A 25,413-nucleotide genomic window follows, 5' to 3' on the forward strand; every position below is an offset into this window, starting at 1 on the left:
ATAGCAACAAAAATGTATGAATTAATCTATTGCTCAATAGCCAATCAAAACTTAAAAGAAGAGGACATTTTAGGTATTTTGGAAAAAGCCCGTGATTTCAATACGAAAAATGACATTACAGGCTGTCTATTATTGCATAACAATGAATTTATCCAGATTTTGGAAGGTGATAAAAAAATAATCGAAGAACTTATTCATAAAATCAAAAAGGATGATAGACATAGCAATGTGATGGTTCTTGCTGAAAATGAGATTAAAGATCGAGTTTTTGATAAATGGAGCATGGCTTATCATAAAATTGAAACTAATGACGTAATCAATGTAGATAGATTAATTTTTGTCAATAATTTTTTGACCCTTTCCGAGCTGATTGCCAAACCAACTCATGCCTCACGGGTGTTTTGGTATATGGCAAAGCAACTTTTGCGAGCGTGATTAGGGTTTAGTAAAACAGCAATTAAACTATCAAATAGTTATCTCAACGAAATTCATAACGACTGATCATGATTTATTGATTTCCCACGCCATGTTGATAGTTTACGCATGAATAACTTTGATTCACCGTATTCAGTCCCCTCTTTTTCCTGCAATTCTTGCCGCTCCAATATGTGAAAGATGTAAGTCTTTTACAAAATTCTGTAATATTTTATCTCATTAGGATTCTCATCTTTGTATCGAAGTGAAAACCAATTCACTGAGTTAAATAAAATTAAGATGAAAAGACTTACTCTTTACCTTATGGCAACGATTGCATTATTGTCATTCATGCCCACTATATCAAAAGCTGAAACTGAAAACAGTACAATACCCACTGAAAAGGTTGAAAAAGTAGAATCAGCTGAAGCCAAAGTGTTGGTGTCTCGTTTAGAAGAAATTAAAGCGATGGATAAATCCAACATGAGTTCATCAGAGAAAAAAGCGTTACGCAAAGAAGTCCGTTCAATCAAGAGCAATCTTGCCGATTTGAATGGAGGCGTTTATCTTTCGGTAGGAGCGATTATTATTATCGTTCTGTTGTTGATTCTTTTGCTGTAAATAAACTTAGAAATAAAAATCGGTTGTGTAAAAGAGTTGATGAGTAAAAAGCTTATAAGGACAAGGTTGATGGGTAAAAGTTTACAAGTAATCGGCGCAAAATACTTTAAACTTTCTACTTTAAACATTTTATTTTAGACTCTAAACTTCTCACGCACCCGATTTTGGTATAAACTATATGAAATGGACATTATTCATCAAATGGAATTAAAACTTCAAGATTTAGGTAAATTATTCAAATCAACTTTCAAAGCTTGGAACGATAAAGACCCTTTTCGCCAGAGTGCGGTGATTGCTTACTATGCCATTTTCAGTATTCCTGGATTGTTAGTTTTAATCATTGCCATTACTGGATATTTCTTTGGAAAAGATGCCGTAAACGAGAATATAATTAACCAAATTTCGAGTACGATGGGTTCCGATACGGCCGCCTCAATCAAAGAAATGTTGACAAAAGCAGGTCAATCAAAATCATCAGTTCTTGGCTCAATTGTAAGCATTGGTGTATTATTGATGGGTGCTACGGGCGTCTTTGTGGAATTACAAAAATCCTTGAATGATATTTGGCACGTAAAAATGGTCAAACAAAGTGGCATTTGGCTGATTGTAAAAGCTCGCCTTTTCTCGTTCGGTTTAATCGTAGCCATTGCCTTTTTATTATTAATTTCTTTGGTAATTTCAACGGGATTAACTGCCCTGAGCGACATCATCAAAGCCTATACTTCCGAATTTACGGTCTTTGTTTTCAACATCATCAACTTCGTATTTTCGTTGGCCGTAATTTCATTACTTTTTGCTTTTATGTTCAAAATTTTGCCTGACGCCAAAATACAATGGAAACACGTATGGTTTGGATCGTTACTCACAGGTTTATTGTTCACCATCGGCAAAACGGCTTTGGCTTTCTATTTTGGCACCGCCAATCCCGCTTCGGTTTATGGGGCGGCAGGTTCGGTTATTTTAATGCTTTTATGGGTTTCTTATTCGTCCATGATTGTATTTTTTGGGGCAGAATTTACGGCGGCTTATGCCCGACGATACACGGGAAAAGTGGCTCCTATGGAACACGCAAAGTCGGTGGGTCCCAAAAGTGTTGAAATATAAAGTGACTGTTTTAGAAAAAAAAACGTTCATATTTCTGAGTTTTTAAATTATACTTTCATAAATTTTCAACAATAAAAACCTAAAATAATATGACATAAAAACATTCAAACTAAGTTGTTGGTAATTCATTGATTATTGACAACAACCTTTTAACAATTCGAGCTAAAAAAGCACTTTTATAATCCATAAAAGTGCTTTTTTATGTTACAATGTGTGAATCTTATAACTATTTACGTTAATTATATAATACATTTTAGGTTGAAAAAACGCAATTTTGTTCTATACATAATCTGAAAATCATGCAGCAACGATACTTCAAAGATTTACAATTATTCATCGAAAATTTTTATTTGAATTCTTTCTATGCTAATGAAATTAATTCACAAATTGGCGGGAAGTGGCTACCCTACTTTTTGAGAGCAACGGCTTTGATTTTATGGATAGTATTCAACATTGTGGCCATTGAAAGTTATCAATTCCCACCGTATCCTTTGCTGTTTATGAACTTAGTTATGTATTTTATTTTGGCTGCAATGGCAAGTCCAAACTATTCCGAAGAATCAAAACCATCAAGTATCAAGATGACTAAACGAAATCCAATTGATTAATAAAAATAATGATGAAACAAGGCTATAAAAACACGAAAAGACCTATCCAAGATGTGGATAGCGAATCGAAAGAGAATTTTCCAGGATACCCAAAATATCCTGCGAGTGAAGATATTTATAGTCAATTCACAGAAGAGTCTGAGATTGATCCCGAAAATCCTTCACATTTGAAAGACTCAGGCGAAACATTGGGTGCTTGGAATGAGAAAACTTTTGACGAAGATTTAGTCGGTGATGATTTGGATGTGCCAGGTTCGGAAACGGATAAAATGGAACAAGAAAACAACGCCATGGAAGATGAAGAAAATAGTTATTATAGCATTGGCGGTGACAATCATAACGAATTAGAGGAAAATCAGGGAGATTAGCTGTATTTTTTATCAATTGCTTGAAAAGCTAAAAATTATGACTGTATGAAAATAGATTTCGACCAAGTTCTCGCCCTTTTTTTAATAGCAATTCCCATTGCGTGCGTTGCTTGGACAGTTACTCACGAAGAGATTTTCAAAGAACCCAGAGAATATTGCATTGGTCGTTCCGAATGTGGTAGATCAATTTTGGAACGTAAACTTTTCTACCTTTTCACCTGTGAATATTGTTTTAGTCATTATGTAACCGCATTTTTTATTATTTTTACTAATTACAAACTCTTGATGGATGATTGGCGAGGATATATAATTGCCTTATTTTCAGCCGTTTGGATTGCTAATATTTATATGAGTTTATTCGCTTTAATTCGGCAAGATGTAAAGAAAGAGAAGACAGAAATTGCGATAATGGAACACAAGATTACTGATAACCAACCCATAAAACAATAACTAACCCTTAAAATTATGTCCGAAAAAAAGACTATAATCAGTCCTTACCTCAAAGATTTTGTATTGATAATACTCGGTGTTTTTTCGGCCGCATTTGGTTTTAAAGGTTTTCTATTGACCAATCATTTCATTGATGGCGGTGCAACAGGTATTGCTTTATTGATTTCAGCTTTAACTTCCATTCCGCTTTATATACTTTTGGTTTTGGTAAATATCCCGTTTATTTTTCTTGGATATAAAATAATGGGGAAAATATTTGCGGTAAAAACGGCTTTGGCTATCTCTGGACTGGCATTAGTAGTGGCAACGGTAAATTTCCCTAATATTACCAATGATAATTTATTAGTGGCTCTGTTTGGTGGATTTTTCTTGGGCTCAGGCATTGGTCTTGCCGTAAGAGGCGGGGCAGTAATTGATGGAACAGAGGTGTTGGCAATATTTATCAGTCAGAAATTTAGGACAAGCATGGGCGACATTATTATTGTGATTAATGTAGTAATTTTCTCAATTGCCGCCTATTTTTTATCCGTTGAAATTGCCATGTATTCAATGATAACCTACTTAGCTGCTTCCAAAACACTCGATTTTATCGTTGAAGGCATTGAAGAATATACGGGCGTTACTATTATTTCACCCCAAAATGAGCAAATTGCAAAAATGATTAAAAATTCTATTGGTTGGGGCGTAACCATTTATCAAGGCAAAGGAGGTTTTGGGAATAAAGGTGAAACCATCCTCAATGACATCGTTTATACCGTCATTACTCGGCTGGAATTAAACCGACTAAATGAAGAAATTGAAAAAATTGATCCAAATGCTTTTATCGTAATTAGCAGCATAAAAGATATAAAAAGAGGGATGATAAAAAAACGCCCCTTACAACATTAATATTTATCTTTTCACATTCTAAAACCAAATAACCAATGAACAACATTTTTAAAGGATTAATCGCAGGCTACGGCGCAAGTAAATTAGGTGGTGGCTGTTTCGGAACAGTTATCGTATTTGTAATTATCTGGGTCGTATTAGAACGGTGTAGTTGACAACAAACCCCAAAAAACCTACAAACTAAATGAAAGAAGACTTAATATTACCTTTTTACGTAAAAACATCAATTATCATTATTGGCTTATTTGCCTTTGTTGCCATTCTATACCTCACGCAAAGTATAATTGTACCCATTATTTATTCCACAATTATTGCGATTGTGTTGAGTCCGATGGTTAGCTTTTTCGCAAAAAGAAAGGTTAGTGAAGTAACTGCTATCACGCTAACGCTGATAATTTCAATTGCTTTAACCATTTTTATCATCTCATTTCTGTCGATTCAGATAATGCAGTTCTCTGATTCTTTTCCAAAATTGGTAGAAAAATTTAATCAATTTGCCGATTCCATTGAACTATGGGCATCCGACCGACTCGATATTAGCAAACTTAAAATTCATTCAATGGTTTTGAAGAAAAGATCAGAGTTTATTAATAATGGCGGTTCATTGATTGGAGAAACGATTTTGAGTACTGGCAGTAAATTGGTGGTTATGTTGTTAATTCCTGTGTATGTTTTTATGATTTTATTGTATCAAAATCATTTAATAAAATTTATCCATAAGCTATTTAGTCGAAAAGAATACGGAGAAGTTGATGCCGTTTTGAGTTCTACAAAAGTGATTATCCAAAGCTATTTGGTGGGCCTTTTATTAGAAGCCTTAATTATGGCATTTCTAAACTCGGCTACTTTACTAATTATTGGGATTGATTATGCCATTTTGTTGGGAGTATTAGGTGCGATTGTCAATGTAATTCCCTACGTCGGAGGAATTATCTCTATTCTTTTCCCCGTAATTATTGCCATTATCTCAAAATCACCTTCTGATGCTTTATGGGTAGTGATTTCATATTTAGTCATCCAGTTTTTTGATGTTCATTATATTGTTCCCAAAGTGGTAGCATCAAAAGTAAAAATCAATGCATTGATTTCGGTTATTGTTGTTTTGGCCGGCGGAGCCTTATGGGGTTTGCCTGGAACGTTTTTATCCATTCCTTTAACGGCCATCATCAAAGTGATTTTTGACCATATCGAACAAGTGAAACCTTGGGGATTTTTATTGGGCGTTCCTCCAACTGGAACACCATTAGTACCTAAAACCGACGAACGTAATGCGTCCAAATCTATTTTCTCTTTAATTAAACGAAAATTAAAACTTCAATAACAAAAACAAACTATGAAAACATCCATTGGATTATCCACAGAACAATTAAAAACCAGTACTGATATTCTTTCAACTGTTTTGGCGGATGAAGTTACCTTGTACATCAAATCCCGAAAATTTCATTGGAACGTTTCAGGCGAAAGTTTTATGGAATTGCATAAGTTATTTGAACATCAGTATAAAGAAATAGAAGAAGTCATTGATGAAGTAGCCGAAAGAATTGGGAAATTGGGCAGCGTAACCATCGGTACGATGAATCAATATGCTAAACTTACCCGATTGAAAGAATGGCCCGACGAATATCCTACTCGCATGAAAATGATTGAAGAATTGGTGGAAGACCATGAAACAATTATCAAAGAATTAAGGGAAGATATCGACCAATGCGACGAAAGTGGCGATGCTGGTACCACCGATTTTCTCACGGGTATTATGCAAGAACACGAAACAATTGCTTGGACTTTGAGAAGATATTTGAAGGAAAAATAGCCGAATTGCGTGCTTATTTTTAAAGATAAGGAAGGTAACCAGTGCCAAGGGTTTAGAACGCTTGGCAGTGGTACAAAATTTCTTGCTCGATACTATTTACACAAAATATGTTAATAAACATCCCAAAAACAATGGAAAATCAAGAAAAAGAACCCCTCAAACCAGATTTAACGGCTGATAATTCTGACCAAGAATTAACCAATAATATAGATGGAACCAAAGCAGTTCCAGAAAGCGAAATGATGAGTGACGATGGATCGGATAATTTAGAAATTGGCAATATGAATGACGTGAATAGAGACAAGCGGAACGATGAAAAGTCAAATCAGACCCAAATGAATAGCAAATTTAACGAGTCAGATTTACCCCATGACGTTCCAAATGATGAAACGCCACCTTTGATTGATTTGCCTAAAGATTATGAAAAGATGAATAAAAAAGCAATGCCCAACGATTCGACCGAAGAGAAATAAATAATTTCTTGTTGAGAATAAATTACAAATAATTGACACTAATCAGCTTCATATTTTCATCAAAAACATAATTACGTGGTGAACCCGTTGGAATATTTATTTTGGTGATATCTTGAGGGCTTATAATTTCTAAATACATCAATAAAGCCCTCAAACTATTGCCGTGAGCCACCACCAAAACATTTTTACCCTCTCGTAATTTAGGCTCAATTTCTGCTTTATAATAGGGTACTGTGCGATTGAAAGTATCTTCCAAACTTTCACCATCGGGCGGACGCACGTTATAACTTCTTCGCCATAATTCCACTTGCACAAGCCCGTATTTTTCCGTTGTTTCAGTCTTATTTAATCCTTGCAAACTTCCGTATTTTCGTTCATTCAACGCTTCGTTTTTAATTGGTAAAAGGTTAAGTTGACTAATCTTGGTCAAAATAATGCTCAAAGTTTCCCACGCTCTTTTTAGCATTGACGTATAGGCAAAATCGTAAGTAAAATCTGCCAACTTTTCCCCTGCCAACAAGGCTTCATGTCGGCCTAAATCCGTGAGTTCCACATCTACATTTCCCGTAAAACGGTTTTCTAAATTATAGGTTGATTGTCCATGACGGACCAGGGTTAATAATGCCATTTGGTAAGTTTTAAGCACAATACAGGGCAATAAATCTTTTAAAATTAGCTAATTTTCGACTTACTCTCTATGAGTAGCGATAAAATCTAAAGGTAGTCCAAAATAGCACTATTTTCAAGTTACTGATTATCAAAGTATTACAAAAATGATTAGTGTGAAAGATGTAATTCTTTTTAATAATTATATAACACTATGTCTTTTTATCGTTCTCATATTTGTACTTACAAAATTCTAATAAAATTATACTAATTATGACAACTCATTTCAAAATTTTATCTTTTTTAATCGCAATCACTTTTTTATCATCGTGTGTAGCCAAAAAGAAATTCATCGATTTACAGGCGAGATACGACAAAACTCAAACTGATTTAGTCAAATGTGGAGACAGTGTACAAGATTATAAAGACCGCTTAACTGCGATGTCAAGAACAAATCAAGAAAATGAATCTTTAAAAAATCAACGTGATACGCAAATCAATAGTTTAAATGAACAAATTGTTGATTTGAGAAAAACCCGTGATAAACAATTGGAAGCTGTTGGTAATTTGACCGTATTATCGAAAGAAGCGAACGCTAATATTGATAAAACTTTATCACAATTAGAGAAGAAAGACAAATATATCAACCTTTTGAGGGATGCCCGAACAAAAACAGATTCTTTGAATTTAGCCTTAGCCTTGAACCTCACTCGGGTTTTATCGAATGGTATCGAAGACCAAGACATCGAAGTGAAAGTTGATAAAACCGTCGTTATGGTGAATCTTTCTGATAAAATGCTTTTCAGCAGTGGAAGTGCTAAAATATCAACGAAAGCGAATGCAGTGTTAGAAAAAATTGCTCAAATTGTAAAGTCAAGACCTGAATTGGAAGTAATGGTGGAAGGATACACGGACAATGTAGCCATTAATTCGGATTGTATTACGGACAACTGGGATTTGAGTGTAAAAAGAGCCACTTCAGTAGTGCGTGTAATGCAAGAAACCTTTAACATTGACCCTAACAAATTGATTGCAGCGGGTAGAGGTGAATTCAATGCTTTGACGAGTAATAGTACGCCCGAAGGTCGCACAACCAACCGTCGTACTCGTATTATCTTGATGCCAAAATTAGATCAGTTTTATGATTTATTAAATCCTGATAAAAAGTAAAGAGCATAAAATACTAATTTTTAATATTTTATAAATCATCAAAAGAGCCAATGAAAATATCGTTGACTCTTTTGTTTTTTCTAAATAATTATTAGTGTGAATGATGTAATTCTTTTTCAAAATTGTGTAACGCATATTTTTTAGTAAAACCGAAATTTGTAGATATATTTTTGACCTTAAAAATTTCAACTATGAAAGTATTAATCGTACTTACTTCCCACAGCGAATTGGGCAATACAGGTAAAAAAACAGGTTTTTGGATTGAAGAATTTGCCGCCCCCTATTATGCCTTTCTGGAGGCTGGTATTTCAGTCGTACTGGCATCTCCAAAAGGTAGTAATCCTCCTATCGACCCAAAAAGTGATGAGCCATCAAGCCAAACGCCAGCAACGATTCGTTTCAAAGCCGATGGTGATTTACAAACGCTGCTATCTCATACCAAAAAATTAACCGAAGTCTCAGTCGACGATTTTGATGCCATTTTTTATCCAGGTGGGCATGGACCTTTGTGGGATTTAACGACAGATAAAGACTCCATAAAGTTGATTGAAGATTTCTGGAAAAGTAAAAAACCAGTTGCCGCAGTTTGTCATGCACCTTCCGCATTATTGAACGTGCTGGACGAACGTGGTGAACCTTTGGTAAAAGGCAAAAAAGTGACAGGATTTACCAATACCGAAGAAGAGGGCGTTCAATTAACCGATATTGTTCCATTTTTATTGGAAGATGAATTAAAAAACAAAGGTGGAATTTATTCTAAAAAAGCAGATTGGGAATCTTACGTAGTGAAAGATGGACTATTAATTACGGGTCAAAACCCTGCATCGTCTGAAGAAGCAGCCCAAGCGTTGATAAAACTTTTAAAAAGTTGAAAATTGCTAAAGAAGCCTTTGCTGAAAGCGAAGACTGGCTTCTTTGATATTAAAATTCTTGGAGCTAAATTGTAATGATTATAGACGTATAGACGTTATGTTGTTGTCCGCAAAACAAAACACCCATAAAAATCTTTAGCTTTATGATTATTACCCTTCAAGTAATTGCATTTTTGCTTAATATTTCTTTTGCAAAGCCAGCCGTAAACAGAGTAATTGCCACAAAAATGGATAAAACACAACAACTTTACACTGATTGTCAGCTGCAAGGAATTGTTGATTATGATGCCTTCAAACAGTCTGTGGCGGGTTATCAAGAATTTCATCCCGCAAAACCCATTATTACCATTGTAGATTTTGCCTTACCTTCCAACGTGGAAAGATTCTTTGTCATTGATATTTTCAATAAAAAACTATTATTTTCTTCCTTAGTAGCTCACGGTAAAAAATCGGGCGATAATATGGCGCATTCGTTTTCAAACAAGATGGAATCTCACCAAAGTAGCTTGGGGTTTTATTTAGTTGGCGAAAAAATCCATAGTCCCAAACATGGGTTGGCCCTGTTACTTTTTGGCTTACAAAAAGGCATTAACGACAACGCTCGCCGACGAGAAATTATCATTCATGGGGCGGATTATGTAAGTTCAGAATTTGTAAAACATTTTGGCAGACTTGGCAGAAGTTTCGGCTGTCCTGCATTACCCAATAATTTAATTCCGCAAGTAGTTCCTGTGCTTGCCAATGGCAGTTTACTTTTTATTCATAGTTAGATTTCTATTTCAAAAGATGGCATTTTTTTGAGCAACGCCATCCTTACATAAGTTCAATCACTCCTGACCCACACACAATGAAATCCACTTTATTTTTAAACACAAAAAGCATAATCTTCTTAGGTTGTGTAATCATCCTTTCGATGGTTTCGGGATGTAAAAAGAAAACTCAAAAGAAAGGTTTTTCGCCCGATTCAAGTGTGTATTCTTCACAAAACTATACCAACTTAACCCTTGATAGTCAGACGGTTATCTCCTTACTTAAAGTAAATCCTATTTCCAATACCATTAGTAAGGAAGTTGTTGAATTTTATACAAAACGCAATAATCAATTAGGTTGGTTTAACCAAAGTGGCATGACTTGTGCAGCGCCCAATTTTCAGAATCAATTGCACTATTATGGTCAAGATTTTGCCGATAATAGCCTGCAAAATAATGATTTAGATTCACTCATGAAGGTTTATGAGGCGGACGAAAAAGGATTTATGTCGAAAATAAATCAGGTAGAAAAATTAGATTTAATCTTGACGATTACTTTTTTCAAATACGCTGATAAGGTTTATGGAGGCACCACAAAAAACGCTTTTGACCTCGAATGGTTTATCCCCCGCAAGAAGAAAAATTATCAAATGGTCTTGGATTCGCTGGTATCTTCAGCACTTTGCGAAAAACTACAAGAGCCTCTAAATCAGCAATATATCCGTTTAAAAGATAAATTAAGACAGTACCGCATTATTCAGAAAAAGGGCGGATTCCCCGTTATTATTACGACTAAAAAAGTACTATCAGTTGGGCAAAGCGATTCTTGCTTGATTCAAGTAAAACAACAATTATTATTAACGGGCGATTTAAAAATAAACGATAATACCATCGTGTTTACCGATTCGCTGATGAAAGCGGTTCAACTTTTCCAAAGAAGAATGGGTTTGTTGGAATCTGGGAAAATTGATAAATTGACCTTAAAAGAACTCAATCAAAAGGTCGATTTTTGGATTAAGCAAATGATGGTAAACATGGAACGGCTAAGATGGGTACCCGAAAAAATGGAAAAAAGTTATTTATTCATTAATATTCCAGAATACAGGTTACACGTAATTGAAAATGATGAAGAAGTTTGGATAACCAATGTAGTAGTCGGTAAAACCGTTACAAAAACCAGTATTTTTAAAGGGAATTTATCACAAATTATCCTAAATCCCTACTGGGGTTTGCCAACGAGTATTGTGAGGAAAGAAATTTTACCGAAACTCAAAAAAAACAGCAACTATCTGGCGCACAATAATATAGAGGTTTTTTCGGGTAAAAATGAAGTGAACCCCAATAGTATTAATTGGAATAAATACAGAGCAGATGCAAATGTTCCTTTTGACTTCCGACAAAAACCTGGAAAGAATAACTCGTTGGGTAAAATGAAGTTTATGTTTCCCAATAATTATCACATTTATCTTCACGATACTCCCGCCAAAGGGCTTTTTGGGGATACAAAACGGGCTTTTAGTCATGGCTGTATTAGAGTTGAAAATCCAAAAAAATTGGCTTTATATTTACTAAAAAATCAGCCTATTTGGAATGAACAAAAGGTGGATAATATTTTAACTACGGATAAACAAACGGGTATTAATGTCAAACCGACTATACCTGTATATATTGCCTATTTTACGGCGTGGGTGGATGGAAATGGACAGTTAAATTTTAGAAATGATTTGTATAATTTAGATAGTAAACTTTCAAAAGAAGTTTTTGGCGATTAAAATTCTTACCCCTACTCAAATGACTGAAAAATATATTATTCCCGCCCAAACGCACATCGGACACGTACATCTGAAAGTAGCTGACATTCAAAGGTCGCTGGCGTTTTATTGTGATTTATTGGGTTTTGAACTCACTACCATGTACGGATCTGAAGCTGCCTTTATTTCGGCAGGGGGTTATCATCATCATATTGGTTTAAATACGTGGCATAGCAAAAATGCCTCTCCTGCACCCACCGAGGGCGTTGGGCTTTTTCATACGGCCATTGTTTATCCCACTCGCAAGGATTTAGCCTTTATTTACAAACGCTTATGGGAAGCAAATTATCATTTAACAGGAGCCGCCGACCACGGAGTTTCGGAAGCTATTTATTTGAATGACCCTGATAATAATGGCGTAGAATTATACTGGGATCGTCCCCGAGAACTATGGAATTATCATCCAGATGGTTCGATAGAAATGGTCACAAAAACGTTGGATTTGAATGGATTATTAAGAGAATTATCGTCATAATGAAAACGCTTACCCATGATATTGTAAAATCGCTTCTTAACCCTCGTGAGGCATCTTCGCACAAAGGTACTCACGGTCACGCTTTGCTGATTGCGGGTAATATTGGTCGAATGGGTGCCGCTGTGATTGCTTCAAGGTCGTGCTTACGGGCGGGAGCGGGCTTGCTCACCGTGAATGTACCGACCTCAGAAAGAGTCATTTTACAAACGGCCATTCCCGAAGCGATGTTAGTTTTTAGGGATAAGTTAGCGGATAATTTAGAAACTTTTTCAGCTTTGGGAATCGGCTGTGGCTTAGGCGCTGAACAAGACTCTTTGGATTTACTCACTCATGTACTTACGCATTTCAAAAAATCTATGTTATTGGATGCCGATGCCCTAAAACTCATTGCTGAAAACAAATTACTCCTCCGCAAAATACCACCCTTAGCAGTAATAACGCCTCATCCAAAAGAATTTGATCGACTTTTTGGGTTGCATCATTCCATTGAAAAAAGAATGGATACTGCCATCAAAAAAGCCAAAGAACATAATTTAATCATTATTTTAAAAGGCAATAAAACCCTCATTACACACGCTGGGGAGTCTTTTTTGAATACTACAGGCAATGCAGGACTTGCCAAAGGGGGTTCGGGCGATGCCCTTTCTGGCATGATTACCGCTTTTTTAGCGCAAGGGTATCACCCTTTTGTGGCCGCAAAAATGGGCGTATTTATTCACGGATTAGCCGCTGATATTACCCTAAAAACCCAAAGCATGGAAAGTATGTTGATTACTGATGTTATCGAAAACTTGGGAATGGCTTTCACCCAAACAATGTGTGAATAATGTAATTTTTTTTGTATTTTATGTAATAGATTTAAAGGAGGTTTTCTGAATTTTGTAATACACAAAATAAGTAATTCTAAATTTACACACACATGAAATTCATTGAAACAACGCCCGATGCTTTAGGCAATTCCGTCAAACTATTTTATGAAGATTTAGGCTCAGGAAAGCCCGTAATATTTATTCACGGTTGGCCCCTCAACCATGCCATGTGGGAATACCAATTAGCGGAACTTCCGTATCAAAATTTCCGTTGCATCGCCTACGACCGCCGAGGGTTTGGTAAATCAGATTATCCATGGGAAAACTATGACTATGACACGCTCGCTGATGATTTAAAATCACTCATCGACCATTTGCACTTGATGGACGTTACTCTGGTCGGTTTTTCGATGGGTGGAGGAGAAATTGCTCGATACATCGGAAAATACGGAACCGACAAAATCAGTAAGGTTGTACTGATTAGCGCTGTCACGCCATTTCTATTACTGACAAACGATAATCCATCGGGAGTGGATAGATCTGTTTTCGACGAAATGATTGAAAATATCAACAAAGACCGTCCCGCATTTTTAGCAGATTTTGGTAAACAATTTTATGGTGTAAACCTATTTAATGATGCCGTAAGCGAGCCATTATTACAGTGGAATCAATCACTTTGTTTGATGAGTTCGCACAAAGCCACGGTTGATTGCGTCAGGTCATTTTCACAGACGGATTTTAGAAACGACTTAAAAATGATAAATGTTCCAACCTTAATTATTCATGGCGATGACGATAAAACGGTGCCAATTGAAGCATCTGGTGATAAAACTGCCCAGATATTACCAAACGCAAAATACCTCATTTACGAAGATGCCCCTCATGGATTATTTATCACTGAAAAAGATAAATTAAATAGAGATTTAATTGAGTTTATTAATGATAGACATTTATAAAAAGCTGAAGTTTAAAAATAAATATCATGAAAAATGAAGAGCAATTAAATGCCGATATATTAAAAATCACGATGACTATGAGAGATAGATATCCTGAATTGACAAAGTACATCTCAGAAATGCCAGATACTATTCCTGACGGAAAAAATCCAACCATCAATATTAAAAATTTGCAGGATTATTATGATTCTTTGAAGCAAATTCTACTAAAATACGCTCCAAGTCATACTGCCCAAACCTTATAATCACAAAAAAATGCAAAGGAAGAAAAGGTTAGGCATTTGGATGAATCATTCGGATGCTCATTTAATGGAATTTAAAACCGATATTATTGAAATTAATACCATTGAATCCACATTTTCGCATCAAGAAAATACGGAAGAGGCAGAAGCTAATGAACGAAAGAGACAAACCAAAGAGAAAAAAAAGCAAGCAAAATTTTACAAAGATTTGAGCGATACAATCCAGTATTATGACGAAGTTGTGATTTTTGGACCTACCGAAGAAAAAAATAAATTAGTCGATATCTTAGAGTCGGACAGTAAATTCGCAAATATAAAGATTGAGGTGAAAGATACTAACCATCTCACCGAAAATCAACAACATACCTTTGTAAAAGAGCATTTTTTGAAAAATTGAAATGTACGCTTTGAAAATCTTATTTGTCATTCCAAAATGTGTGAATTATGTAGTTTATTTAGAGATTCATTCCTGACCTTTGCATTACAATTTTAATAATCGTAAACGAAAAGTTAAAATTATTCGAAACGAATTGAGTTCAAAGTGGAGCTTATTTGTTTAGCCTCTTCTTATGGAAATTAATAGAAATTAATAGTGGTTAGATATTGCAGAAACGTTCTCTAAATAAGAGAACGTTTTTTTTGTGCCGATTTTTTAGCTTGATTTGGAAATGACAATTTATTCTAAAGGAAAATCATAGGGACTTATCACACAATTAATCCAATGTGTTTAGCGTGCAAAATTGCTTCGTCAGTATGTTTAAAAAGACACGTTTTGATGGTTCTATCTTCAAGCGAAGCAAAGCTATTTTTAGTAAATGCTTCTTTTTGAGCCGTAATATTCCTGATATAAATTGCCACTACTTTATCGGGATATTTATTGGCGAGCGCCGCATAAATTTCTGGGTCTTTTTGTGAATTATCGCCCAAAAGCACAAATTTTTGTTTCGGAAAAGCATCAAATATTCGTTTTACTCTTATCAATTTCCCTTGATGTTTTGTCGTGCCTGTTTTGAATAATTGGTACCACACTTTTATCTGGTTCAACAGAAATACACCTTTGGGTAAATCATTAAATTTAAAGAATTCGTTGAGGTTATCATACAAATTCCATTCACTACTCGAAACATAGAAAAATGGGTTCAAAGTCTCCGAATTGGTATGCGACAAAGCCAACAAATTGTAGAATTTTACGACATCCGAAAAAGTTTTTCTGCTCCGAGGATTTTTGGTAAATAAAACCCGTAATTTCTTACCCGTTGTGGAAGAATGAGAAACCAAAACGGTATCATCAATATCCGAGATAAAACCGTACTGCGTTTGATGTGGTACGAATAATTTCCCTTCCCCAACATTTAACACAACACCTTCATTATCAACGATATATACAACTATCCGATGCCATCCAGTAGCAACGGATTCTATTGATTGCCATTCAAATTTAAAGAATCCATCCTTTTCGGTGGTGGCAAAAATTGGTTGATTTCCCCATACTAATTGTACCCGAACATTAGGAATTGGCTTTACAAAAAATAATTCGATTAGATGAATAATGTTCGTAAAAATATTATCCGTAAACTTGCTTTGACTCGCTGGCTTTCCCGCCAAAACGTGACCATACACAACAAGGTTATTCTTATGCCCATATCCGTGATATACCTTCACATGAGCATGGGTGGACTGGCATGATTTTTTAAACATTTGATGATATTAAACAGGATTTAGAAAATAAATTTACTGGTGCAATAAACGAAATTATGGCTGAAAACAAAACAATAAAATTACTATTTGTTATCAATCCCAATTCGGGAAACAGCAAAATTAATTGGACGACTGAAATTGAAAATTATTTTGCTAACTCGGTTCATACCATTGCTTTCTATCACCTCACGAAAGATTGTAATATTGAAACGATAAAAGCGAAAATAAAATCATTTTCTCCCCAAAAAGTGGTGGCGGTTGGGGGAGATGGAACCGTCAAGTTGGTAGCTGAGTGTATTTTGAATACAAAAATGCAGTTAGGAATCCTGCCAGCGGGTTCTGCCAATGGTTTAGCCAAAGAATTTGACATTAGCCATGACCCAACCGAAGCTTTAGATGTACTTTTAGAAGGTGTTTCCAAAAAAATTCATGCCATTAGCGTAAACGGACAATTGTGTATTCATTTAAGTGATGTTGGCTTGAATGCCTATGTCGTGAAAGAATTTGAAAATCAGCCTGTACGGGGTATGTGGGGCTATTTGATGGCTTCTTTAAAAGTTTTATGGCAGAATCCTTTGATGTTCGTGAAGATGAATATTGACGGAAAAACGATTAACGTAAAAGCGATGATGATTGTCATTGCCAATGCTACAAAATATGGCAGTGGAGCAATTATTAATCCTATCGGTAAAATGGATGACAATCTTTTTGAAGTAATTGTGATGAAAAAAATTTCTATTCCTGAAATGTTCAAAATGGTTTACTCCCATAAAGAATATGATTCTGAAAAAACCGAAGTATTTCAAACCAACGAACTTTTTATCAAGTCATTCCGAAGAGTTCATTTCCAAATTGATGGGGAATATTTAGGAAAAGTAAAGCAAGTTAAAGCCGTTATTATGCCTGACTGTCTGGAAGTTATGGTATCGAATAAATATGTAAATAACCCGTAAACAACGGTAAAATAATAATTTATAAAATTTTAGATGTATTTTACACTATTTAAATGTTATTTAAAACTGCTTTCTCTCCAAATAATTCTAATGCTTTCCGATTGTAAGCCAATGCAGCATCTAACTCACTATCAAATGTTCCCAAAATGATGCTTTTGTTGTTGTAGCCAATACGGGCTATATAACTAACCGTTACCCCTCTAAAGTTCTCTTTCGCATTTCTGCAATGCTTATTTTTGTGGTAATGACTATGCGAAGCCTGACCAAAAGTGACAAATTCTAAATTACTTTTCTGGCAATTTAATGAATCCCCATCTTTAAAAAATAATCGTTTTCCAGTGGGTGCTATTCCAACAATGAGGTGCTGTAAAAACAACGAAGTCGTCTTTTTTCCTCCTTCTTCAGTTTTTACAAACGTTCTTGCGTAATGTCTTATTTTGCGGGATAAACTGGCAGTCCAAGCGTAATTTTTTACTAAATCATAGTCCTCTTCGTCTATAAAAGCGTATTTATCGTGTGTTAAAGCGATTTTTTTCATAGTTTATATTTTAGGAATGCCTAAATTTTATTGAATCTTATCTTCAAGTAGGAGTTCGGTCTTAATCCAACCGAACATTCCTATTTGAATTCCAATAAAAGTTTATCTTTCCAAAATGAATTTGAAAAAATGGGAAACCCCTGGCGGAACTTTTACAGTATGAAATAAATGCACCCAATTAACTAATCTCAACCTAATCATTATAAGCAATATCTCACCACCTACAACTAAGTATTAAAAATTAATTCACTTGGAGAACATTGGAATTTATGTTTAAACAATCTGGTGAAACCAGAAGGATGATTAAAACCAACTTTATAAGATACTTGCGATACTGAATAACGCCCCGTTTTGAGCAACTCCCGAGCCAGAATAAGCTTTTCCCCTAAAATGTGTTGATAAGGACTTTCCCCAAATTCGATATTGAATAATATTTTAAATTTACTGACACTCATATCCGCCATCTTTGCCATTTCATGCACAGACGGTGATGTTTTATACACTTGTGAAATTACTTTTTCAACTATTTCTTTAACTTTTTGGGTCTCTAAAGTTTGAGTGTTCATACTTTTGATATTATTTTCTTTAACTTTTAAGTATGACTGAGAATCACAAATAAATTGTAAGCCCACAACTCTAAAGGTCTATTTACTATAATCTTTGTGAAACGCTACGTATTTGAATGAAACTATACGTTGACTTTGTTTTTAACGTCAAATATCGTAGAGACACAAACGCTTAGAACAATAAGCATAAAACTGAATTATTCTCTTATCTGATTTGAAACAGATTTAATTAGTAATTTTACTTCTAACACGAATGATAATATTACTTCTAACACTGATAACATTCCTAATAGTATTCTATCCATTTGTTTATCTTTGTTTAGTGACGGTAAATTTCGTTTGTTTCTGCGTGAGTTTCAATTTTACTCGTTAAACAGTACGCTAACATCGACCAATGACATTTTACTGAAATTTCCTGAAAATAATAAATCGCTTAACGCCAAATTTTAAGTCATACTTAAAAGGACAAATAAGCCAATATGAACAAACTATATCAGCATCACATTGGGTAAATATTGGCATGTTAAATTTGAAATTTTCTATTTTATCCCAAAACAAAAGGCAAAAGACTTACTTAAAGGGATTAAAGAAAGTTTGTTGGTCTGTACCAAATACACTTAAACGATTATAGAATACCATTCATCGAAAAAAATAACCCTAAAATGATCACGAAAATGATTTTTTTGTATATTAATGTTCTTAAGTAATACTCATTTTTTTACTCCTTAGCGATGATATTTTGGTTAAAAAAATGTGCGATTGTTTAAAACGTTAATTTGTTGGACATTTTATAAAACAATATTTTTTGATTGACAATCTGACGACGTTCTCTGCACTCAAAAACATGTCAAGTTGAAGTTTTCAAACGGTACATATCAAACTAAATTCTAATATTTAATCATTCAACTATCTATCAGACTACTACCATGTCAATTTCATTCAATCCGTACTACCAAACTTTTCGGAATTTTTTTTTCAGAAGTTATCATGAACAGTTTAACAAATCCTGTGAGAAGTTAGAAAATGAAGTCGAGGATTTATTTTGTATTATCGACAAACAAGGACGCACAAAATTTATTGAAGAAGGTTCGATTAAAGTTTTAGGCTACACGATTAATAATAAACTCAAATACATTTTCTTTGAAATGTATGGATCGTACGTTAAAAAAATGTTCAAAGGGAAATTTGACCATAAAAATGGGGAGACCTCTTACGTAGAATTTCCAATCAAGGATGCAAATCATACATATATCTGGGTAAGGTTAAATTTTCACCCCGTGATGATTAATGACGAAATGCTCATTACGGTAATTGCAAAAGATGTGACTAAAAAAAGAGCATTGCTGGAGCAGTTTGGCGAAAACAATTTATGGTCGAAGAGTATTATTGAAAACGTAAAATTGGGTATCATTCTGGAAGATACCGATAGAAAGATTGTGTCAGTGAATAAAAAATTGATAGAAATTTTCAAAATTGACGCTAACCCTGAAGACTTTATTGGCATACATTGTGCCGCTGCTGCGGAAGCCGTAAAAGATTTGTTTGTGACACCTGATGCTTTTATGCAATCAACCCTTAAAACCATACAGGAGAAAATAGAAATTATTGATGAAATATTCGAACTCAAAAATGGACAAATTATTGAGCGAAGTTTTTTTCAATTTACCTCTAATTTAGGTGAAAATGCGTGTTTTTGGCTATATAATGACGTAACGGAGAACCGTAGATTACTCAATTTATTAACAGAAAAAGAGGCACGATACAGGGGGATTCTTGAAAATACGCAGTTGGGAGTTTTAGACGCAGATGCTGCGGGAAATATTACCTATGTCTCTCCTATTTTTTGCAAAATGGGTGGTTATGAGGAAGCAGAATTATTAGGAACGAATGTCAGAGACGGGCTGCTTTATGATGATGACAGTCTGGATTATTTTGCTAATTTGATGAAAAATTATCACCCTAAAACTTTCCCAAAAAATGCTCATGAGTTTCAACTTATTACAAAAAATGAATCAAAAGTATGGGTTTTAGTAAGTATTTCTCCATCAGTCGATTGCAGCGGTAAAATCATAAGTTATACAGGTTTTTATTACGATATTACGGAAAGAAAAGCATTAGAGCAATCCCTTAGGTCGGCAAATCGTGTTTCAAAAAAAGCCGAAGAAAGTGAAAGATTGTTTGTAGCAAGTATGACCCATGAATTAAGAACACCCATCAATGCCATTTTGGGGATGGGAGATTTACTAAAACTGACCCCACTTAACAGAGAGCAAAGAGAGTACGTAGAAATTTTAGATACATCAACCAAATTCTTACAAAAATTAGTATCTGATATCTTGGATATTTCTAAAATAGAATCAGGGTTAATTGAACTGAGGAAAGAGCCGTTTAATTTAATGAGTCTTTTACTTGAAATAGTTCACTCTTTTGATTTTAGTTTAGCTAAAAACAACATCCAATTCAACATTAAATTTGACTTCAGACCAAATTTAGAAATTTTAGGTGACAAGGTTATTTTACAGCAAATTATTGGTAATTTATTATCTAACGCCGAAAAATTCACGCAAAAGGGAAGTATCACTTTATTAGTAGAACAAATAGAAGAAAACGCTGACGAAATTAAACTTCATTTCAAGGTGAAAGATACGGGTATTGGGTTTGATGAAAACGTGAAGGATTTAATATTTGAAAAGTTCATCCAGTTACCATCCATCAATCAACACAAATCGCCTGGTACTGGTTTAGGGCTAAATATCGTAAAACAATTATTGGCTTTTAAGGGGAGTACAATAGAAGTACATTCTATCGTTGGCAAGGGATCGGCGTTTTCGTTTGATTTATTTTTTAGAAAAAATACGTTTGAAACTCGAATTATTACCACCAACAAAAAAAGAAATTTCACTAACCCATTCAATAACGTAAATATTTTGGTTGTTGAAGACAATGAATTAAACATCCAGTATCTTTCCAAGGTGCTGAGTAAATGGTCAACCAACTTTGATATTGCCACCTCTGGAGAAGATGCTTTAGCAAAATTCTCCCAAAAAAAATACAACTTAGTACTGTTGGATTTACAATTGCCCGGTATAAATGGTTTTGAAACAGCCTTGCAACTAAGAGTTCTATTTCCAGATCAGCTCTTTACAATTATTGCTATGACCGCCGTAGTGACCTCAAATATCGAAAGAGAGATCATTAAATACGGCATGAATGATATTATAAAAAAGCCGTTTTCAATTGATGATTTATACGATAAAATAGCGTCATACTTTTTAGTGGATACTAATTCATCAACTCAAGAGATTCCGTTCTATAATTCATTAGATACTGATTTTTTGCATCAATTTTATGGTAATGACTACGGTTTTGCCCTGAGCGTTTTTGAAACGTTCAGCAATAATTATTTAGGCGATTTTAAGGAAATTATTGCGAATGCCAATAAAATACCGCAATATGAAATTGATTTTAGGCTACACAGTATCAAACCTTCCTTCAAAATGATTGGGATGACCGATATTGAACATAAAATTGAGGAATATCTTACCCGAGAAGATAAAGAAGGGATTAAATTGAAGGATATTTTTACCGAAGCAAAAGTATCCACCATAGAAATGATTCTGAATAGACAAATTAACATCCTCAAAAAAATAACCGAATGGTCAATTTTTACGCCTACTGAATAATAACTCAGTGTTCTATACGTTTCATATCAAACCTTATTAATTGATGGATAAAGTATTTTTATTTTGTGAAGTATATTTTAAAATCACATTTTTTATCTCGCCAAGTACGTAAGGCTTAGATATTTCTTCGGTAAATCCGTTAATATCTTTAAATAATTTATCCTCAATGATGCTCGATGATTGAAGAATTATTGGTGTTTTGCTATTTATATTCCCTTTTTGTCTAATCATAAAGGTTGCTAAATCTCCTTTAAGTATAGGCATTTCTAAATCCATAAATATCAGATCATATTTAAGAACCATCGATTTATCTACTGCTTCTCTTCCATTTTGGGCAATGAAAATATTGCAGCCCATCAATTTAGCCACTGATGACAAAAACAATTGATTCATCACAGAATCATCAACAATCATAATATTATACATGGTATTTCTAAGATTAGAATTTATTTTGTTCTGCGAGATTAGCCATATTGTTGATGGAATGAAGTATAATCAGTCCAATTGTTCCCAAAAATAAAATAAATCAGAATAGACAATAAGAAAACGAAGCCTGTGAAAATAAAACTGCAATTTTACCTCCACAGGTCAATCGTATTTCAGTATGTTAAGTGATAAAAATCTAAATAAATTATATATATTTTGTAATAGTGGTTAGTTCATTCACGTATGGATTATAATTAACTAATGGGTATGATAAGAGAAGAAACATCCTACCATACCCCAACAAATTTGATACTAACTATAGAATAACCTGCACAATTATATTTTAAATTTGTCTCTTTCTTGTTTTAACTGAAACAAAATAAATTATTAAAAGTATTCAAAACAATTTTACTCGACAAACGGTTGGTGATTATCTATGAATAGTAATATTTTCTGCGAATGCACACGAAAATGCCCTTCACGTAAGTAGGCTAAACTAAATCGGATAAATTTAACTTAATTTATGCTTACCTTTATTTACCATTCACCGATAATTTATGTACATTCACCGAAAGACAAGTTTGCCATTTGTTCTCATTCCATATTCATTCCTTAAATTTACGGAGTACCTTCAACAACTTGCAATAGCACGGATAAATAAAATATTGATGCCAAAGTATTTATTTTGGCTTTACAACAGCTTTGTAGAGCGTAGCCATTAAAACAGGCACGATAATTGCAGGAATTATTGGCAACAAAACAAAACCACGCTTAAATTTATAGTCGTCTTATTTGCATATCATAAGTTTATGTGTAAAATAAGTAACTAATACAGCCAATGAATACTATCATAATTGAAGATGATAATCTATCTCAACAAACAATCATCAGAGATTGTAAAATGTTTGGAGATGAGATTAATATATTAGGAGTTTTTGATTCGGTCGAGAATGCTGAAGCGTTCCTTAGCACCAATACAACAAAAATTCATTTAATTTTTGTTGATGTTATGCTTCCGGGTAAAAGTGGGGTAGATTTTATTTCAGATTTATTTATTGTGCCTTACATCATTGTGACAACGGCCCATGAAAATTATGCCGTAAAAGCATTTGAACTGAATGTAGTAGATTATTTAAAAAAGCCTTTTATTTACAGCCGATTTGTTCAAGCAGTTGAAAAGGTAATTAAACTCATAAAGTTGGATGAAGAAGTAGGTTCGAGTGAAACGTTAGTTTTGAAAAATAAAGGATCAATCGCACGCTTTTTAGTTAAGGATATTGATTACATAGAGTCGTATTCCGACTATGTCAAGATACACATCAAAAATGAGTCATTCTTACATTTAATAGCTTTAAAAGACATTATAAAGAAATTACCTGAAGATAAATTTATTCAAATACACCGGCAATTTATTATTAATATTAGTAAGGTAACTTCTGTTGATGATAACAAAATTTTATTAAAAGGCCATGAGACGTTAGCAATACCCATAAGTAGAGCTAAAAGAAAAGCTTTCTATGAAAAATTTTTACAAAATTCTTAAACGTTGAGTAAGCTCAAAAGGATTTTTTTGGAGTATTCACCACACGGTAAAACGGCTATAAGAAAACGCTCAGCAAAGTACTTTCAAAACAAAAATCCTGAGAGAACATAACATTCTCTCAGGATTTTTTACTTTATAATCAATTCTAAATCAGTCCATTGGTACTTCCATCAACAATAATTCTACGCCTGATTGGGTTTTGAAATTTACGGATGAAACATCTTCTAAGCCCAATCCATCACGGAATTCTAAATTTTCTCCGCTGGTTTGCACTTGTCCGTTTACCACAAAAATGTACAGTCCATTGCCTTCACGGTGCAATTGATAATTAAAATCTTGACCCGCTTCAAATTTTCCCATGCTGAAAAAAGCATCCTGATGAATGCCCAAAGTGTTGGGAATATTAGCCTCAATGGGTGAAACTAACAACTGAAAATTATTGTGTTGCGCCGTTAAATCAAACGTCATTTGACCGTAACGTGGTGCTACATTTCCTTTGTTTGGAAATAACCAAATCTGAAACAATTTCAACAATTCTTCTTTTGAATGATTGAATTCGGAATGATAAACGCCCGTTCCAGCCGACATTACTTGCACTTCTCCTTTGGTGATTATTCCGTGATTCCCTTGATTATCACGGTGTTCAACCACGCCTTCCATTGGAATTGTGATGATTTCCATGTTGTCGTGTGGGTGCATTCCAAAGCCCTTTCCTCCCGCAATTTGGTCATCATTCAAAACTCTCAAAACCCCGAAATGTACTCGATTGGGGTCGTGATAACCCGCAAATGAGAATGTCAAACGGGTTTTCAACCAACCGTGGTCAGCCTGTCCACGAGAATTTGCTTTATGTAATGTTTTTTTAACGGCTGTATTTATGGTAGTTTCCATCGTCTTTAAGATGAGCTATTTATGCTTGTTTTACTAACTGAATGTTAGCAATTAACTTTACTTCTTCACTTACTAATACGCCACCTGCTTCTGTGGGTGCGTTCCAAGTTAAACCAAAATCTTTACGGTTTAGTTTTCCTTTTAATTCAAATCCTGCTTTCACATTTCCCCAAGGGTCGGTGGCAGTACCATTGTATTCTACTTCCAAATCAATCGGTAAAGTAACACCTTTCAAGGTTAAATTTCCTGTCAAACTGTATTCTTCATCACCATTTTTAGTAAATGATGTTGATTGAAACGATAACGTTGGAAATTGTTCAGCCTCAAAAAAATCTGCACTTTTCAGATGTTCGTCACGCTGCTCGCTATTCGTTGTAATGGATGCAGTTTTTGCTTCAAAAGCAATGCTTGCTCCTTCAAAATCATCCTTACTGTTTTCTAAAGAACCACTAAATTCCTTAAAATTTCCAGTCACGGTTGTGATTACTAAATGTTTTACTTTAAACTGAATTTCTGAGTGTGAAGGGTCAATTGCCCAAGTTGAATTTTTCATGATAAATTATGTTTAAAATTTAATTAATGTATATACATTTAATGTTATAACATCATATAATATAATTAGTTCATCGAAGGGTAAAAAAATAATAGGCCGTAAATAATTTGTGGAAGGTAATCGTAAAACTTAATAC

29 protein-coding genes are annotated in these 25,413 nt (G+C 34.3%); 22 read left to right on the plus strand and 7 right to left on the minus strand.

The features are described 5' to 3' along the window. Positions 1-12: 12 nt before the first annotated feature. The 10 genes from AC1W31_RS02545 to AC1W31_RS02590 all read left to right on the plus strand — a co-directional run bounded on the left by AC1W31_RS02545 (position 13) and on the right by AC1W31_RS02590 (position 6,736). Positions 13-435, plus strand: coding sequence for a BLUF domain-containing protein (locus AC1W31_RS02545; RefSeq protein ID WP_481732827.1), 423 nt, complete (start codon positions 13-15; stop codon positions 433-435). Positions 436-714: 279 nt separating this feature from the next. Continuing rightward, positions 715-1,035, plus strand: coding sequence for a hypothetical protein (locus AC1W31_RS02550; protein WP_481732828.1), 321 nt, complete (start codon positions 715-717; stop codon positions 1,033-1,035). A 183-nt stretch (positions 1,036-1,218) separates the two neighbouring features. Further along, complete coding sequence (locus AC1W31_RS02555; RefSeq protein WP_481732829.1) at positions 1,219-2,139, plus strand: YihY/virulence factor BrkB family protein; 921 nt, start codon at positions 1,219-1,221, stop codon at positions 2,137-2,139. A gap of 299 nt (positions 2,140-2,438) precedes the next feature. Beyond that, entirely contained in the window at positions 2,439-2,747 is a 309-nt protein-coding gene (locus AC1W31_RS02560; RefSeq protein WP_481732830.1) for a hypothetical protein, read from the plus strand. A gap of 8 nt (positions 2,748-2,755) precedes the next feature. After that, the gene (locus AC1W31_RS02565; protein WP_481732831.1) at positions 2,756-3,115 is read left to right on the plus strand and encodes a hypothetical protein; all 360 of its coding nucleotides are present in this window, start codon (positions 2,756-2,758) and stop codon (positions 3,113-3,115) included. Positions 3,116-3,160: 45 nt separating this feature from the next. Continuing rightward, positions 3,161-3,565: a hypothetical protein gene (locus AC1W31_RS02570; RefSeq protein ID WP_481732832.1), complete on the plus strand. Its 405-nt coding sequence runs from the start codon at positions 3,161-3,163 to the stop codon at positions 3,563-3,565. 15 nt (positions 3,566-3,580) lie between these two features. After that, positions 3,581-4,453: a YitT family protein gene (locus AC1W31_RS02575; RefSeq protein ID WP_481732833.1), complete on the plus strand. Its 873-nt coding sequence runs from the start codon at positions 3,581-3,583 to the stop codon at positions 4,451-4,453. Positions 4,454-4,637: 184 nt separating this feature from the next. Next, positions 4,638-5,774, plus strand: coding sequence for an AI-2E family transporter (locus AC1W31_RS02580; RefSeq protein ID WP_481732834.1), 1,137 nt, complete (start codon positions 4,638-4,640; stop codon positions 5,772-5,774). A gap of 12 nt (positions 5,775-5,786) precedes the next feature. Next, positions 5,787-6,263 carry a Dps family protein gene (locus tag AC1W31_RS02585; RefSeq protein ID WP_481732835.1) on the plus strand — a complete coding sequence of 159 codons (477 nt, stop codon included), beginning with the start codon at positions 5,787-5,789 and terminating at the stop codon, positions 6,261-6,263. Between the two features lie 131 nt (positions 6,264-6,394). Beyond that, complete coding sequence (locus tag AC1W31_RS02590; RefSeq protein WP_481732836.1) at positions 6,395-6,736, plus strand: hypothetical protein; 342 nt, start codon at positions 6,395-6,397, stop codon at positions 6,734-6,736. 22 nt (positions 6,737-6,758) lie between these two features. Here the strand turns inward: AC1W31_RS02590 and AC1W31_RS02595 are convergent, their stop codons facing one another. Next, entirely contained in the window at positions 6,759-7,364 is a 606-nt protein-coding gene (locus tag AC1W31_RS02595) for a 2,3-bisphosphoglycerate-dependent phosphoglycerate mutase (protein ID WP_481732837.1), read from the minus strand. Between the two features lie 251 nt (positions 7,365-7,615). On the opposite strand from AC1W31_RS02595, the gene AC1W31_RS02600 reads away from it, so the two are divergent. The 9 genes from AC1W31_RS02600 to AC1W31_RS02640 all read left to right on the plus strand — a co-directional run bounded on the left by AC1W31_RS02600 (position 7,616) and on the right by AC1W31_RS02640 (position 14,823). Continuing rightward, complete coding sequence (locus AC1W31_RS02600; protein WP_481732838.1) at positions 7,616-8,512, plus strand: OmpA/MotB family protein; 897 nt, start codon at positions 7,616-7,618, stop codon at positions 8,510-8,512. 191 nt (positions 8,513-8,703) lie between these two features. Then, the gene (locus tag AC1W31_RS02605; RefSeq protein WP_481732839.1) at positions 8,704-9,384 is read left to right on the plus strand and encodes a type 1 glutamine amidotransferase domain-containing protein; all 681 of its coding nucleotides are present in this window, start codon (positions 8,704-8,706) and stop codon (positions 9,382-9,384) included. 143 nt (positions 9,385-9,527) lie between these two features. After that, the gene (locus tag AC1W31_RS02610; RefSeq protein ID WP_481732840.1) at positions 9,528-10,154 is read left to right on the plus strand and encodes a murein L,D-transpeptidase catalytic domain family protein; all 627 of its coding nucleotides are present in this window, start codon (positions 9,528-9,530) and stop codon (positions 10,152-10,154) included. A gap of 77 nt (positions 10,155-10,231) precedes the next feature. After that, positions 10,232-11,905: a L,D-transpeptidase family protein gene (locus AC1W31_RS02615; RefSeq protein WP_481732841.1), complete on the plus strand. Its 1,674-nt coding sequence runs from the start codon at positions 10,232-10,234 to the stop codon at positions 11,903-11,905. A gap of 19 nt (positions 11,906-11,924) precedes the next feature. Beyond that, positions 11,925-12,419, plus strand: a complete 495-nt coding sequence (locus AC1W31_RS02620; RefSeq protein WP_481732867.1) for a VOC family protein — start codon at positions 11,925-11,927, stop codon at positions 12,417-12,419. Continuing rightward, entirely contained in the window at positions 12,419-13,246 is an 828-nt protein-coding gene (locus tag AC1W31_RS02625; protein ID WP_481732842.1) for an NAD(P)H-hydrate dehydratase, read from the plus strand. Before AC1W31_RS02620 ends, AC1W31_RS02625 begins: the two co-directional genes overlap by 1 nt. Positions 13,247-13,338: 92 nt before the next feature. Next, complete coding sequence (locus tag AC1W31_RS02630) at positions 13,339-14,184, plus strand: alpha/beta fold hydrolase (RefSeq protein ID WP_481732843.1); 846 nt, start codon at positions 13,339-13,341, stop codon at positions 14,182-14,184. Positions 14,185-14,210: 26 nt separating this feature from the next. Beyond that, positions 14,211-14,429 (plus strand): hypothetical protein, encoded by a 219-nt coding sequence (locus AC1W31_RS02635; RefSeq protein WP_481732844.1) that lies wholly within the window; start codon positions 14,211-14,213, stop codon positions 14,427-14,429. A 10-nt stretch (positions 14,430-14,439) separates the two neighbouring features. Continuing rightward, a complete protein-coding gene (locus tag AC1W31_RS02640; RefSeq protein ID WP_481732845.1) occupies positions 14,440-14,823 on the plus strand; it encodes a hypothetical protein in 384 nt (127 codons plus the stop codon). A gap of 308 nt (positions 14,824-15,131) precedes the next feature. On the opposite strand, the gene AC1W31_RS02645 is transcribed toward AC1W31_RS02640, so the two are convergent. Beyond that, positions 15,132-16,124 (minus strand): App1 family protein, encoded by a 993-nt coding sequence (locus AC1W31_RS02645; RefSeq protein WP_481732846.1) that lies wholly within the window; start codon positions 16,122-16,124, stop codon positions 15,132-15,134. Between the two features lie 56 nt (positions 16,125-16,180). Between AC1W31_RS02645 and AC1W31_RS02650 the strand changes: the two genes are divergently transcribed. Continuing rightward, entirely contained in the window at positions 16,181-17,077 is an 897-nt protein-coding gene (locus AC1W31_RS02650; RefSeq protein ID WP_481732847.1) for a diacylglycerol/lipid kinase family protein, read from the plus strand. A gap of 49 nt (positions 17,078-17,126) precedes the next feature. Here the strand turns inward: AC1W31_RS02650 and AC1W31_RS02655 are convergent, their stop codons facing one another. Then, positions 17,127-17,615, minus strand: a complete 489-nt coding sequence (locus AC1W31_RS02655) for an AP2/ERF family transcription factor (protein WP_481732848.1) — start codon at positions 17,613-17,615, stop codon at positions 17,127-17,129. 227 nt (positions 17,616-17,842) lie between these two features. Next, positions 17,843-18,181 carry a helix-turn-helix domain-containing protein gene (locus tag AC1W31_RS02660; RefSeq protein WP_481732849.1) on the minus strand — a complete coding sequence of 113 codons (339 nt, stop codon included), beginning with the start codon at positions 18,179-18,181 and terminating at the stop codon, positions 17,843-17,845. 926 nt (positions 18,182-19,107) lie between these two features. Here AC1W31_RS02660 and AC1W31_RS02665 point away from each other — a divergent pair. Then, positions 19,108-21,864 (plus strand): PAS domain S-box protein, encoded by a 2,757-nt coding sequence (locus AC1W31_RS02665; RefSeq protein ID WP_481732850.1) that lies wholly within the window; start codon positions 19,108-19,110, stop codon positions 21,862-21,864. A gap of 36 nt (positions 21,865-21,900) precedes the next feature. Here the strand turns inward: AC1W31_RS02665 and AC1W31_RS02670 are convergent, their stop codons facing one another. Beyond that, on the minus strand, positions 21,901-22,290 hold the full coding sequence (locus AC1W31_RS02670; RefSeq protein ID WP_481732851.1) for a response regulator: 390 nt from the start codon (positions 22,288-22,290) through the stop codon (positions 21,901-21,903). Between the two features lie 838 nt (positions 22,291-23,128). Here AC1W31_RS02670 and AC1W31_RS02675 point away from each other — a divergent pair. Further along, complete coding sequence (locus AC1W31_RS02675) at positions 23,129-23,833, plus strand: LytR/AlgR family response regulator transcription factor (protein ID WP_481732852.1); 705 nt, start codon at positions 23,129-23,131, stop codon at positions 23,831-23,833. A gap of 150 nt (positions 23,834-23,983) precedes the next feature. Here AC1W31_RS02675 and AC1W31_RS02680 read toward each other — a convergent pair whose 3' ends face one another. Continuing rightward, entirely contained in the window at positions 23,984-24,724 is a 741-nt protein-coding gene (locus tag AC1W31_RS02680) for a pirin family protein (protein ID WP_481732853.1), read from the minus strand. Positions 24,725-24,743: 19 nt separating this feature from the next. Beyond that, complete coding sequence (locus AC1W31_RS02685; protein WP_481732854.1) at positions 24,744-25,277, minus strand: YceI family protein; 534 nt, start codon at positions 25,275-25,277, stop codon at positions 24,744-24,746. Between the last annotated feature and the right edge of the window lie 136 nt (positions 25,278-25,413).

Source organism: Arcicella sp. (genome assembly GCF_964672035.1).